Below are 14,107 nucleotides of genomic sequence, written 5' to 3' on the forward strand. Positions count from 1 at the left end.
ATTTCCGAAAGTTTGGAGGGGAAATAATGGAAGTGCTGCGCAGTGCCGCAAGAATAATCGTGAGGTACAGAGTCGCTTTCGCCCTAATAGCGATATTTCTGTTAGTGGTCTCCATCTACGGGATTCAGAACCTCCGCTTTGAGAGCGACCTGAGAAGCATGCTTCCCGAGGGGCATCCTGCCATAGACGACTATACAACACTTCAGAATGAGTTCCAGAGCGGCGACAGCACTATCATAGTGGTCAAAGTGAACTCCATCGAGCCGGGTGGAGTTTACGACGTGAGGGACCCCCAGGTAATTCAAGCCATTTATGAACTCGAGCAGAGGCTCCTCCAGAGGGAGTACGTCACGGACACGATAAGTATCGCCGACATCTACATGCAGGTTCTTGGCAGGCTCCCGGAAAATGAGGAAGAGGCAAAGTTCGTCCTTGACATGCTTCCACCGGAAACGAGAAATCAGCTCGTGAGCAGGGATTACACGACGACGATGATAGTGGTGACCATAAGCAGGGAGAAGAACTCCAAAACCCTCGTCAGGGTCTATGAGGGGATTCAGGAGGACATTAACGACGTGAAGTTCCCGAAGAACGTCGAGGTTATCCAGACCGGCAACATAGGTATAACATACCGCATACTGGAGCTCCTCCAGAGCGACCTCAACAAGACGATGGCGATATCGTTCATAATCGTTCTCGCCCTGCTCCTCTACTTCTACCGCTCGCCGGTCAAGGCGCTGATACCTCTAACGCCGCTCGTCTTTGGCGTGGCCATGACCCTGGGTGCGATGGGGCTCCTCGGCATTCCCCTCGACCTTGCGACGACCACCATAGGTGCGATGCTCATAGGAATGGGCATAGACTACGGAATCCACGTCACGAACCGCTATTACGAGGAGCGCAAAAGGGGAAGAACCATCGAGGAGGCCGCTGAGGAGGCTATAGCCGAGACGGGAAAGGCCCTGCTCGGAGCGGCGCTGACGACCGTTGCCGGCTTTGCTGCCATGTACCTCTCGAGCCTTCCGATGCTCCACAACCTGGCGACGACCTTGATCCTAGGACTGAGTCTGGCGGCACTGAACGCGGTCGTGATAACACCCTCTGTGATAATCCTTGAGGAAGACGTCATGAAGAAGCTCAAGGGGCACTACGAGGTTCCGGAGATACGCTCCCATTCAGGCTTCGTTGGGAAAGCCTTCCGCTCCCTTGGAGAGGCCGTGAGGAGGAAGCCCTTTGCGTTTCTCGGTGCAGTCTTTCTGATAACGCTCATCTTCGGCTATGGTGTGACGCAGGTAACTACCGAGGTCAGACTCGAGAAGTTCGTCCCCAAGGGAATGCCCGAGATAGAAGCTTTGCTGGACATACGCAGCGATTTCGGCGGCCAAGATGAGCTCTACATTCTCGTAAAAGCGGATGACGTGAGGGATCCCACCGTAGTAAGGAGCATCTACCGCTTCGAGAACCAGATAAAGGCAGACACCTACTACAACAACGTCTTTGACTCCGAGAGTATCGCCGACATCGTTGTCCAGAAGTACGGCTACATCCCCGACGACAGGGAGAAGATAAAGGAAGCTCTGAAGGACTACCAGGGGGTTCAGCTCGTTTCATCGGACTATTCCATGACGATAATCAAATTCACCGGCGACTTCAGCGGCTCGAGTATAGACGACTTTAGGAGGATAATACGCTATTTTGAAGAAGAAGTTCAAAACGCCGTCTTCCCACCGGGAGTGAGCCTCTCCCTGACGGGTGACATCTACCTCAACTACGTTCTCGACCAGCTCACAAACGAGGAAATAAACCGCATCTCCATGTATGGAACGGTTTTCGTCGTCCTGATAGTTTTGCTCCTCTTCAGGCGCCCAAAGGTCTCCCTGGCGATGATAACGCCGATGTTCCTCGGTGCCCTCTGGACGGTCGGCTTCATGGGTCTCGCTGGCATTCCTTTCACCCAGACACTGGCTGGTGTTATCTCGATGATAGTCGGCCTGGGCGTCGATTACGGGATGCACCTGACCCACCGCTTCCTTGAGGAGATGAACGAAGGGAACCCGCGCCCGATAGTCACTTCGATAGAGAGCGTGGGTCCTGGAATACTCGCCGGCGCCCTGACGACTGCCGGAGGCTTTCTGGCGCTCCTGGCTGGAGAGCTGCCGACGATACACGACTTTGGATTGACACTCGCGTTTGGAATATTTGCCTCTATGTTTGCCGCTTACCTTGTAACGCCTGCACTGCTGCAGGTCTTCTACGGAAAGAAAATTGGAGGTGATGCGGGATGAAAAAGATAAAGGTTGTCCTGCTCGGATTGATGCTCATCACGAGTCTGCTCGGAAGTGCGGTGAGCGCCTCGACGGGAAGCCCGCTTTTCGAGGGCTACTTAAGCAAGGGCGAGGCCATACTGGTTGGGCCGCTCATAATCTCGCTGACAGATACGCAGAAGGACTATGGGAACGGCGAGTACTACGCCTTCCTGGTGATAATGAAGGATGGAAAGATACTCAACGCCGAGTATAAGACGATATACGTACCCGACCCTGAAAAGATTCAGAGACTCCTCCTCGACCCAGAGTTCCTGCTGGCCCTCGCCGAAACTCAGGGCTACGATGTAAGTTCGTGTTCCCAGTACGTCAACGACACTACAGCGTTCAACGCGTGCCTGATGGCCAACGCCTTCGGCTTCTACCAGTGGCTCAACACGGCATCGCCGAAGGAGATAGCCGACGCGGTCGTGAAAACCATCGAGGAGCACCCAGAGCTCGGGATAAACAAGGAAGACATCTTAATGCCCATAACGTATCCAGACATAACTCCCGTGCGGGAGGGAGAAACGGTAGAAGTTGATGTTGATGATCAGACAGTTTACGTGACCGTCCTCGAAGTATATCCGAACGGGATAAAGATAAGCATCAGCGGGCCACCCGAGTGGAGAGCAGCAACCGCCCCGGGAGTGGTGATTTCAAGCGTTGAAATGCCAGAAACGGTCCAGCCAGGCGATACAGTCATGATAAAAGTCCACCTGAGGAACGAAGGAGCGCTGAAGGTTCGCTATCTGAACGTCTTCGTTTCACCAGCGCCGGTGAGCTTCAACGACAGCTCCTCCATAGCGAGCGCGATATCAATGGCACTGAGTCAGAGCGGATTATCCCAGAGTGCATTCTACCCCGAGGGGAGCGCGATCCAGTACATAGAGTATCTCGACGGCAAGGAGAACACAACACTGACGTTCAGGATAAAGATAAACCCCAACGCCGACGTCGGCACCTATCCGCTCTACGTTGGGGTGGTTTACTTTACGGGCCTGGGGACTAACATGAAAATGCTTCAGAGCTACAACTTCGTCGCCCTTACCGTCAAAAAGAGCAGGGAGGGCTTCGTCGAGATAACGAAGGTCGAGACGATTCCAGGGGAGATAAGCCCCGGCGATACCTTCACAGTGAGGTTTACGGTGGAAAACACCGGAGCCGAGCCCATCAAGGCCCTCAGCTTGAAGATAACCTCCTACCAGGTCCCGGTCCAAGGGGAAATCAAAAACGTTGACCTCTCAGCCCTTTCACAGTTGCCAATCCAGGGAAGCGAGGCCCTAAGCGAGAACCTTCAGACGTCGCTCAACCAGATAATGCGCGAGCTGGCGAAGCAGAACATTGACGCATTCCTGCCCATCGGCGAGGACAACGTAAAGTACGTGGCCGAGCTCCAACCGGGACAGAGCACAACGCTGGAGTTCAGGATTAAGGCCAACGACAGGCTCGAGAACGGCATATACCCTCTCAGGATAGAGCTCAAGTATCTCAGCGAGCCGGACGAGAAGGAAATAACCGATGAGAGGCTGGTGGGAGTAGACATCACAGGAAGGGCCGAGCTGATCCTCTCAAAGGTCTCCACCTCGCCGAGCAAGATTTTGCCAGGAACCGACAACGTGGAGGTAAATATTCAGATAGACAACGTCGGAACCGGAACCGCAAGGACGGTCATAATAAAGCCCCAGTCGGTCTGGCCGTTTGAGCTCAGCGAAACGAGCCAGCAGGTCATAGGTCTGGGAAGCCTAAACAAGGGCGACTCGGCCCAGACATCTTTCAGGGTCAACGTTGCAGAGAACGCGAGCTCCGGAACCTACGAGATACCGCTCCTAATTATGTACACCAACAGCCTTGGGGTACAGAAGAACATCACACTGAAGGTTCCAATCATCATAGGCGCCAAGCCGAATATAGAGGTCGTTGACATCAGGTTTGAACCCGAGCCCCTCCAGGGAGAGAGCGTCAAGGTTTACATCACCCTGAAGAACACAGGCGGAGAAAAGGCCACGAGCGTGCTCATCGAGGGTGTGGTTAAGGCGGATCAGCCATTCAACCTCGACAAGAGGACGGACTACGTCGGTGATATAGCACCCGGAGCAACCGGTGAGGGTGTAATAATCCTCAGGATAGACCGCGACGCCATACCCAAAGACTACAAGATTCAGCTCAGGATAAGGGCCGTCGGAGACCCCTCCCAGGGTGACGACAACGTCTACGTCTTCGAAAGGACCGTAGATGTAACGGTGAAGGAGAACACCAAGACCTCAACCAACCTGAGGAACCTCGCCGTGGTCGTGGGAGTACTGGTGGTGATCGTGGTAATCTACACCCACAGGAGAAGGGCCAGCTGAGAAAATAGGAAACATTTAAACGCCCCACAGATAACAAATAGGAAGGTGAGAGAAATGAACTGGAAAATAGCGGTCTTAGCAGTACTCCTCGCGTTCATCCTGTGGGGCAGTTACGTCGGCTACGCCATCCTCACGCTTCAGCCCAGCATCAACGCCCGGTGGGGCTACGTGGACGACAACACAACGGAAGTATGGATAAGCGCCCACCTCGACAAGCCTCTGCTCGTTCCGGCATCCATAGAGAACGTTAGCCTCGAGTTCGCTGGTGTCCCTGTGGCAAAGGTGGAGAGGTTCGATTACGGGGCGACTGAAAAAGACGTGACGCTCGCGATATCCATAGACAACAGGAACCTCGTGAAGGCCATGATAAACTATCTGAACAACGGGCAAAGAGGCTCCTTCACCATATACCTCAAAGGCAAGCTCCTCGGAGTGGTACCAGTGAAGGGAAGCATCAGCGAAGAGGTAAACGAGGATATACTGAGCTATCTCGATGTAAAAGCCGAGAGCAGGGACCTTGGCATAGCCAAAACTCCCGCCCTCGTCGAGACAGAGACAGAGTGGGCTGGAGTGCGGGGGAACAAGGCGGTAATAATTAACCACCTACAGCTCTACAACCCCAATCCCTTCCCCCTCCCGATCACCGGAGTCAGCTACACCCTCTACGTGAATGGGGTCAAGATAGGTGAAGGCACAATAGTCGAGAGCGTCGTCCTTCCGGCGAAGGGCTACGGAACGGTTGATGTTGAAACGTTCATAGACACAAACGCCCTTCCAGAGGCCTGGGTCAGGCACATAAAGAACAACGAGACCAGCTACGTGAAAGCGGAGATATACCTCGACGTCACGGTGCTTGGTAAGGAGTTCAAGATGGAGCTGGCGACGGTAGATGAGACCGTCCGGACGGACATAATGGGAGACCTCAACAGGATGCTGGAGGGGCTTGTGAGGTAACCAAAGTTTTTAAGCCCTCCATCTTTTTCCTTTCTGGTGGGAGAAATGAACGTGAGAGAGGTTCATGAGTTTCTCAACGAGATGTGGGAGAGCATCTTCAGGCTCAACGAGGAACTTAAGGCCGAGCTTCCTGAGAAGGGCTTCAAAGTGGAGGACGTGGAGGAGGTCTTTGGTGCTTACATCTTCCTCGACGGCGAATGGAGGCTCATGAAGTACCCACACCCGGCCTTCGAGATAAAGCCCCAGATAGAAGTTGGGGCAACACCAGAGGCTTACTACTTCGTGGTCGCGGTTCCAAAGGAAAGGATAAGCGAGAACTTCGTTGGCCTCTTCGTGGAGCTCTTCCCGAGGAGCTTCATCTACGGGGCGGAGGACTTCCTGAGCGACGTATACAACTGGAGGCGCGACGGGAGGATTTCTCCGAGCGAGATAATGGCACGCATAGAGAAAAGCAATGAGAAGATTTTCCAGTTCGAAGCCAACTTCGAGAGCGTGGAGACCCTCCGGGAGGGCATTGAGAGACTCATTGATATCGGGAAGCGCTTTGAAATCTTCGACCTCTGAGGTGTCGGGATGAGCTACGAGGAGGCATTTCCACCGGAGCTGAGGGAGTACTACAGGCGACTCTTTGGCGAAGAGGCCGAGGAGATAATGGCCTCTCTCAGGACGCCGGTTGAGAAGTACTACATCCGCGTTAACACACTCAAGACGAGCCGCTCAAAGCTGATGAGAATTCTCCGAAAGGAAGGTCTGAAGCCGAAGAGGAGTCCCTATCTGGAGGAGGGCATCTACTTCGAGCGCGAGGGTCCAAACTTCCCCGATGACTATGAGCCCGACCTTCCCGTTGTAAGGGCAAACAAGTTCGCCAGCGAGAGCGTCTATCAGGGGGCAATGCTCTACGCACCCGGTGTCCTCCAGGCGGACAAGAAAATCAGGCCCGGCGACGAGGTCGAGATTCGCGATCCAAGGGGCCTCCTCGTTGGAATTGGAATAGCGAGGATGAGCGCCAAAGAGATGATCGTCTCGACGAGGGGTATAGCGGTGGAGGTCACCCTGCCCAAGTTCAGGCTTCCCAGCCTGAGCGAGCTGGAGAGCTTTAAGGAGGGGCTCTTCTACGCCCAGAGCCTGCCTTCAATGATCGTTGCGAGGATTTTAGAGCCGAGCGAGGAGGAGCTGATAATCGACATGGCGGCCGCTCCAGGAGGAAAAACGAGCCACATCGCGCAGCTCATGCAGAACAGGGGTGAGATAATAGCCATCGACAAATCAAAGAATCGGCTGAGGAAAATGGAGGAGGAGCTTAAGAGGCTCGGGGTCAAGAACGTCAAACTAATCCACATGGACTCAAGGAAGCTGCCCGAGCTCGGAATAGAGGCCGACAAGATACTCCTCGACGCTCCCTGTACCGCCTTGGGAATCAGGCCAAAGCTCTGGGAGAGCAGGACGCCAAAGGACATCGAGGCGACGGCGCGCTACCAGAGGCACTTCATCAACGCGGCAATCAAATCCCTCAGAAAGGGTGGCGTTCTGGTTTATTCTACCTGCACGCTCAGCTATGAGGAAAACGAGGCGAACGTTAAGTACATGCTGAGCAAAGGTTTAAAGCTCGAGGAACAGAGCCTATTCATAGGCTCCCACGGCATAGGCCTCGACGGAGTGCAGAGGTTTTACCCGAACAGACACCTAACGCAGGGCTTCTTCATAGCGAAGCTCAGGAAGGTGTGAGGATGGACTGGAAAAAAATAGCATTCCTCACCCTCGGACTGCTCATAATCGCCCTCCTCATTGGATGGGTAGGGGTAGAGGAGGTACTGGACGTTTTAAAAAAGGCCAGGCTGGACTACTTCCTGCTCGCCGTTCTCGCTTATCTAGCTGGGATTTTCATCTGGGCCCTCCGCTGGCGTGTACTTCTTAAGAGCCTCAACATAACCGCACCATTCAGGGCCATCCTGGGGGCAATATTCGTCGGTATCTTCGTAAACAACGTTACGCCGGGAGCGAGGGGCGGCGGCGAGCCCATTAGAATGTATTACCTCTCTAAACGCTCCAACGGAGCCTACGGTCCGGTCTTTGCCACAGTCATGGCAGACAGGATACTCGACCTCATTCCCGTGGTGATAATGCTTCTGGCCTCCACCATCTACGTTTACCTTCTCGGTTCGAGATCTTTAACGATAATGCTCCTCATACTCGACTTCCTCCTCGCCCTCCTCATAGTCATAACCCTCGTCATACTCCTCAACGAGAGGAGGACGAAGAAGATACTCTACTGGTTCTTCAACTTGGTCTCCAGGATCATGCCCAAAAGGGCACAGAAGTACGAGGAGAAGTTCATTCACAACATAGAGGTCAGCGTTCCCAAGTTTCAGAAGGGCTTCAGGCTCCTGCTGAAGGATAAGAAGGCCTTCTTTTTGGCCCTGGCTTATTCCTTCGTCTTCTGGTTTCTGACCCTCCTCCGCGCATACTTCATCTTTCTGAGCATAAACTATCCCATTGGACTGATGGACGTAATGGTCGTTCAGATGATAGGCATAGTTGTCGGGCTACTCAGTATAATTCCAGGCGGAGCAGGCTTCATTGAGGCTATTAATTCAGGTGTTTACGTCCTCCTGGGCATAGACAAGAACTTCGCGGTAACGGCAACGCTCATCGAGAGGGTCGTATCCTACTGGGCCCCGACGGTTTTCGGAGGCTTCATAACCACACACTTCGGGATTAAGGTCAGCGAGGAGAAGAAAAAGAAAAGTTTAACTGATGAAGGGGAGAAGAAGTAACCATGAAGTTCGGGATAGTGGCCAGGAGGGATAAAGAGGCCGCCCTCAAGCTCGCATACAGGGTCTACGACTTCCTCAAGGTCAGCGGTTATGAGGTGTACGTGGATACCGATACGTACAAATATCTTCCCGAGTTCCACGAGGAGGACGTTCTCCCGCTGGAGGACTTCGACGTCGACTTCATCATCGTTATCGGGGGAGATGGAACGATTCTCAGGGTGGAGCACAAGACCAAAAAGGAGATACCCTTGCTGGGCATCAACATGGGGACGCTCGGTTTTCTCACGGAGGTTGAACCACACGAAGCCTTTTTTGCCCTCAGCAAGCTGATTGAAGGTGATTACCACATAGACGAACGCATAAAGCTAAGGACGTACCTAAACGGCGAGAACGTAGTTCCCGATGCCCTCAACGAGGTTGCCATCCTGACCGGCATACCGGGCAAGATAATCCATCTGCGCTACTACATAGATGAAGGCCTCGCCGATGAAATCCGGGCGGATGGGCTCATAGTATCGACTCCGACGGGCTCGACTGGCTACGCTATGAGCGCGGGAGGTCCCTTCGTAGACCCAAGGCTCGACGTAATAGTGATAGCTCCTCTTGCGCCGATAGCTCTGAGCTCAAGGCCAATGATAGTACCCTCCTACACCAAAATAGACGTCAGGAACTTAGCCTTAACTAGAGAGATAATCCTGGCGATAGACGGCCAGTTCTACACCTACCTCGAGCCTGAAACGGAGATAACGATAAAGCTTTCCCCGAGAAAGGCAAAGTTCGTAAGGTTCACGAATGAGGTCTACCCAAAGTACACCATGAAGATCAAGAGGAAGTTCTGAGGAGGTTCTTAGGATTCCTGACTGGAGTAAACTCCCTCATAAGTATCTTCAGCTCTTTCTCTCCAATGGTTCCTTTAACGACAACCAGGAGCAGGGTGGATTTTGCCTCGACGGCGTAGTCTTTTAGAGACGAGAGGAATCTAAAGATGGCCGTAAAGTCGTTGTACAGGATAAGGGTCTCCAGGCAGTCCACCACTATCAATCTGCCGCCTCCCCGGAGAAACTTTACCGCACTCTCCATGATCACATGAAGTTTCGTTGGCCCTATCCCCCTGTCAACGGCAGGGGTTATCCAGAGCGTCTGAACGTGCTCTCCGATATTTTCGTACATCCAAGGACTCCTGGTAATTACAAGCACTGGAGCGTCAATTGAAGAAATAAACTCCGCAAGATCATCTGTGTCCTCTCCCGTGTAGAGATAACCTCCCGGGAAGAGCCTTGCGCTCCCAGAGGCCTTTGCAGGAACCGGAAGAATAGTTTTTTCAACATGGCTTATATAGCTCAACAGGCCATATGTTATACCGATTATCGAGAAGAAGTAGAGAATCTGCTCTAGAGATATAATAGTGGGCACTTCTCCAGTGAAATCGTCAACGATATCAAGTGCCCTTCCTGTCGCAGCCGTGAACATGGAAACTGCCACTATAACGAGGAACCTGTTAAGGGGTTCACCGTAGCGTGATATCCTTCTGAGGGCGTAGAACGCGGAATATCCGATAACGATGAACAGTACGATATCAATAAAAAAGATCCAGATTGAAACCTTTAACCCCATACAACCTCCACCTCATCCGTCCTGAACTTCTGCTTTACCACAGTTTCCTCGAGACTGAACCTGACACCGCCGAGATACATCCTTAATCCAGTGTAAGCTATCATGGCTCCGTTGTCCCTGCAGAGGTCGTAGGGCGGAACGAAGAACTTTATCCCTCTGTCCTCGGTCATTATTCTAAGCATCTCCCGCAATCTGTTGTTCGCGGCGACGCCTCCAACGAGAACGACCTCATCCTTGCCGGTGTGGGCAACGGCCCTCTCGGTGACCTCAACGAGCGCTGCAAATGCCGTCTCCTGAAAGGAATAGGCAAGATCCTCAACCCGATACCGGCTCGTGCGGTACTTCCGAACGGCCTCAGTGAGTATCCCGGAGAAGCTCAAATCCATACCCTTAACCGCATAGGGGAGCTCGATGTATTTCTCTCCCTTCAGGGCAAGCTTCTCTATCTTGGGCCCCCCAGGGAAACCTATCCCAATCTCGCGCGCAAAGGTGTCTATAGCGTTGCCGATGCCAATATCAAGCGTTTCGCCGAAGACGCGGTAGCGGCCTCCCTCCAACGCCAGAACCTGGGTGTTTCCACCGCTCACGTAGAGGCCAACGGGGTCTTTAACACCGAACATCTTGGTTATCTCAACGTGGGCTATGCAGTGGTTTACGCCGATTATTGGTTTGTTATGCTTTATGGCAAGAGCTCGTGCGGCCGTGGCGACAACTCGCAAAGCAGGCCCGAGACCCGGCCCCTGGGAGAAGGCTATCAGGTCAACGTCCTCGATAGTTATTCCAGCCTCGTCAAGGGCCTTTCTCAGAAGGGGCTTCAAAAGCCTTGCATGGTGCTCGGCGGCTTCCTTTGGGTGGATTCCACCCTTTTCAGTGGTGAGGGTATCAAATACGTTGGCAAGAACTTTCTTCTCGGTGACTATACCTATGCCAAGAGTATGCGCCGTCCCCTCTATACCTAACGCTATCATCAGGATGGGAGGGTAAAAAGGGTATAAAAAGATTATCAGAATCAAACCTGCGGTGGACGGTGGATGCGTTTCTCAAATGTCACAAAATCAGTCCAAGAGGCGTGTGCAAGGAACCCTGCCTCAAGCTTCGGCCTGTCATCCTCAAAGGCATCTTCCCTGTAAGAACTTGCCACGACCTCTCCGACAAACCATGTGTGGTCGCCGTAGTCCCTCTCATCCACAAGTCTGCACTCAACGTTCGCAAGGGCCTCTTTTATGCTGGGAGTTCCAAGAGCCTTCGATGGAACAAGGGTTATTTTCATCTCTTTCAGCTTCTCAGGGCCGTGTCTTGTGCCGGCTATCCAGACGTCCCGGAGCATATCGAGACCCGGCACGCTGATGACAAACTCGCGGTACTTCTTTATCAGCCCCCATGTGTACCTCTCAGGAGCAACGGCAACACCAACCATGAAGGGCCTGAATGAGACTATCGTGACCCAATCAGCGGCCATCACGTTTGTTTCCTCACCATTTCCTGCCACGATGAGGTAAGTCCTCAAAGGATAGAGGAGTCGGTACGGCTTCATGAGAACCACCAAAAATGAATTGAACTTCACCTTAAAAAGTTAAAAGCCTCAGCGGCGGGAGAGCCACGCCAAAGCTTTGGCCGCCCTCTCCGGCGTCGGGAAGTTCTTTATCCCACTTCCCTCCAGCAGCTTAACCCCATCCCTGACGAGCTCTCCGGCCATGAAGTTCACTATCACTGGCTTGTCGCACTCGGCGTCGATTACGGCCTTCGCTATCTCTTCGCTCGGGATGAATATCGGCGGGACGCAGATTACCAGCAAAGCATCGACGTTCCCGTCCCTGCAGACAATCTCAATCGTTTTCTTGTAGCGCTCGTAGTCCGCGTCGGCTATGAGGTCTATCGGGTTCTTAACCGAGCACTGCGGTGGAAGGAACGAGTGGAGCTCTTCAACGGTTTCATCGCTTAGCTGGGCTATTTCGAGACCGAGGCTCTCAAGCTTGTCGGTGGCGAGAACACCGGGCCCGCCAGAATTAGTAATCACGGCAACGCGCCTCCCGGCTTTCTCGTACATCTCAAAGGCCTTCGCCGCGTCGAATAGCTCTTCCATCTCCTCAACCTCTATGGCGCCGGCCTGCTTGAAGGCCGCCCTATAAATCTCGTAGCTTCCGGCGAGCGAGCCGGTGTGTGAAGCGGCTGCCCTTGCACCACTCTTGCTCTTTCCAGCCTTGAGGATTATCACAGGCTTTTTGCTAGCCGCATAGCGGAGGGCCTCCATGAAGCGCCTCCCGTCCCTAACGCCCTCAATGTAGAGTGCTATGGCCTTCGTGTTTTCGTCGTCTGCAAAGTACCTCAGAAAGTCGCTCTCGTTCAGGTCGGCCGCGTTTCCATAAGAGACGAAGGCCGAGAAGCCTATTCCCTCGTCGTTGCCCATCGCCAAAGCGGCACCGCCGAAGGCGCCGCTCTGACTTATGAGCGCCAGTCCACCGGGATTAACGCGAACCTCAAAGGAGCCGAAAAACTTGCCGTGGACGCCGAAGATGCCGGCGCAGTTAGGACCGATGATTCTAACGCCATGCTTTCTGGCTTTCTCGACGAGCTCGCGTTCAAGCTCAACGTTTCCGACTTCGGAAAAGCCAGCACTTATGACGACGGCACCCTTGATTAGTTCACCAATCTCGTCTATGAGCGATGGAACGAACTTCGCCGGAATGGCAATTATGGCAGTATCAACGGGCTCCTCCAGCTTCGGGCGAATTTCAAAGGCTTTCCCCGCGACCTCAACGGTTCCACCCTTCGGGTTGACTAGAACTATCTTCCCATCAAAGCCACCTTCGACGATGTTCCTGAGAATCTCGTAGGCTATCGCACCCACCTTAAAGGAGCCAAAGACCGCGACGCTCTTGGGATAAAAGAAGAAATCCATTTACTCACCTCCAGGTTCGGAGGTTTCATCATTCGGCTCCTCGACTTTTTCATTTTCAGTGCTTCCTTCTTCAACAGCCCCACTCTCTTCTCCAGTTGGCTGCTCTGGCTCCTCTGAAGATGTCCCACGCCTCTTGATCCAGAATATTCCGAGAACGACAACCAGAATCAGGCCCGCCCAGATGTAAGGCAGACGGCTCGTCTTTTTCTCAGTCACAGTGATTACGATGGTGTTGTCGGGAGCCATCTTGTAGGTGCCGCCCACCACTGAAACCCTGTCAAACGACCCGGGCAGTTTAAGAAGGGCCTCCCATATCTTTTCGGAGGAGGTCTCCCTGTAGGCCACCTTGGGTTTTGCCACACCTATGACAACCAAGGTGCCGTTCTCCTGGCGGGTGTCCAGGCTTATTATGTCCATCGTGGCCTTGAAGCTCGAGAGGAGCTGATCGATAACCACGGGCGTTGCGTTGGCACCGGTAAATGTGGCATTAAACTGAACGTAGCCCTCGTGGGGGTCGTACTGGAGCGATATCTCCTTCCTGGTCGAGTTCAGAAATATCACATAAGAATACACGGGGGTGTAAAGCTCTATTAGGGGTATGAAGTCGCCGTTAGTCCAGACGGCGACGTTGTCACTGAAGTCGTCGGGAGCAGGAGCAAGGTTTTTCACCTCGTAGTCCTTCGGAAGCACGAGCGTCAGCTTGTCCCAGCTGTAGTCGAAAACGTGGCCCTTAAATACGAAGTCCATCGGGCCGCTGAGAGGACAGCTGATGATTTTCCCATCACTGACAAGGAAGTTTGAGAGAGCAAAGGTAACGACCGCAGACCAGTTGTCGAGAACTTTAACCGGACCCCCGGAGGGGAGGTAAATCGTGCTGTTAATGCCTTTGGCCTCAAAACGATCCTTGAAGTTGTTCTTCAGGTTGTCGTAAATCAGCTGCTTGACAAATGACCGGAACTCCTCGTTTGCCTTCGTCGTGTTGTTTGTGGCGAGGTAGTCAAAATAGGCTCTGTAACCCGGATCCTTGAGGGTGGCGTATATCCTGAACTGGCCCATCCAGGTGGAAGAGCCGTTTATGACCACCGGTGAGACCCGAATCATAATCTCGACCTTGAAAAGGGGCTGTGGGTTCCCAGCGGCATTGACCTCACTGACCAGGGGCGTGAGAAGAAGAACTGTCAGAATGAACGCGATGAGCTTCTTCATTCTACC

The 14,107-nt window shown here is 53.3% G+C and carries 12 protein-coding genes; 7 read left to right on the forward strand and 5 right to left on the reverse strand.

Annotation, left to right across the window (positions count from 1 at the left end; translation table 11 throughout):
• Positions 1-26: 26 nt before the first annotated feature.
• From E3E26_RS02495 to E3E26_RS02525, 7 genes are read left to right on the forward strand one after another with little or no spacing between them, the layout of a single operon-like run.
• Entirely contained in the window at positions 27-2,285 is a 2,259-nt protein-coding gene (locus tag E3E26_RS02495; protein WP_206204300.1) for a hydrophobe/amphiphile efflux-3 (HAE3) family transporter, read from the forward strand.
• Positions 2,282-4,654: a COG1361 S-layer family protein gene (locus E3E26_RS02500; protein WP_167899756.1), complete on the forward strand. Its 2,373-nt coding sequence runs from the start codon at positions 2,282-2,284 to the stop codon at positions 4,652-4,654. The genes E3E26_RS02495 and E3E26_RS02500 overlap by 4 nt, the downstream gene beginning before the upstream one ends.
• Positions 4,655-4,708: 54 nt before the next feature.
• Entirely contained in the window at positions 4,709-5,608 is a 900-nt protein-coding gene (locus E3E26_RS02505) for an LEA type 2 family protein (RefSeq protein WP_167899757.1), read from the forward strand.
• A 45-nt stretch (positions 5,609-5,653) separates the two neighbouring features.
• Positions 5,654-6,172, forward strand: a complete 519-nt coding sequence (locus E3E26_RS02510) for a DUF3201 domain-containing protein (RefSeq protein WP_167900117.1) — start codon at positions 5,654-5,656, stop codon at positions 6,170-6,172.
• Between the two features lie 9 nt (positions 6,173-6,181).
• A complete protein-coding gene (locus E3E26_RS02515; RefSeq protein ID WP_167899758.1) occupies positions 6,182-7,333 on the forward strand; it encodes an RsmB/NOP family class I SAM-dependent RNA methyltransferase in 1,152 nt (383 codons plus the stop codon).
• Positions 7,334-7,335: 2 nt separating this feature from the next.
• Positions 7,336-8,382, forward strand: coding sequence for a lysylphosphatidylglycerol synthase transmembrane domain-containing protein (locus tag E3E26_RS02520; protein WP_167899759.1), 1,047 nt, complete (start codon positions 7,336-7,338; stop codon positions 8,380-8,382).
• Positions 8,383-8,384: 2 nt separating this feature from the next.
• The gene (locus E3E26_RS02525; protein ID WP_167899760.1) at positions 8,385-9,221 is read left to right on the forward strand and encodes an NAD(+) kinase; all 837 of its coding nucleotides are present in this window, start codon (positions 8,385-8,387) and stop codon (positions 9,219-9,221) included.
• On the opposite strand, the gene E3E26_RS02530 is transcribed toward E3E26_RS02525, so the two are convergent.
• The 5 genes from E3E26_RS02530 to E3E26_RS02550 are packed head-to-tail and all read right to left on the reverse strand — an operon-like array spanning position 9,205 to position 14,101.
• Positions 9,205-9,996, reverse strand: a complete 792-nt coding sequence (locus E3E26_RS02530; protein WP_167899761.1) for a DUF835 domain-containing protein — start codon at positions 9,994-9,996, stop codon at positions 9,205-9,207. The genes E3E26_RS02525 and E3E26_RS02530 overlap by 17 nt on opposite strands.
• Positions 9,987-10,964 carry a bifunctional N(6)-L-threonylcarbamoyladenine synthase/serine/threonine protein kinase gene (locus tag E3E26_RS02535; RefSeq protein ID WP_167899762.1) on the reverse strand — a complete coding sequence of 326 codons (978 nt, stop codon included), beginning with the start codon at positions 10,962-10,964 and terminating at the stop codon, positions 9,987-9,989. Before E3E26_RS02535 ends, E3E26_RS02530 begins: the two co-directional genes overlap by 10 nt.
• A 41-nt stretch (positions 10,965-11,005) precedes the next feature.
• On the reverse strand, positions 11,006-11,530 hold the full coding sequence (locus E3E26_RS02540) for a flavin reductase family protein (protein WP_167900118.1): 525 nt from the start codon (positions 11,528-11,530) through the stop codon (positions 11,006-11,008).
• Positions 11,531-11,578: 48 nt separating this feature from the next.
• Positions 11,579-12,895 (reverse strand): acetate--CoA ligase family protein, encoded by a 1,317-nt coding sequence (locus E3E26_RS02545; protein ID WP_167899763.1) that lies wholly within the window; start codon positions 12,893-12,895, stop codon positions 11,579-11,581.
• Positions 12,896-14,101: a hypothetical protein gene (locus E3E26_RS02550; RefSeq protein ID WP_167899764.1), complete on the reverse strand. Its 1,206-nt coding sequence runs from the start codon at positions 14,099-14,101 to the stop codon at positions 12,896-12,898.
• Positions 14,102-14,107 lie beyond the last annotated feature (6 nt).

Origin of the sequence: Thermococcus sp. LS1 (assembly GCF_012027395.1) — an archaeon.
In the GTDB taxonomy this organism is placed as follows: Archaea; Methanobacteriota_B; Thermococci; order Thermococcales; family Thermococcaceae; genus Thermococcus.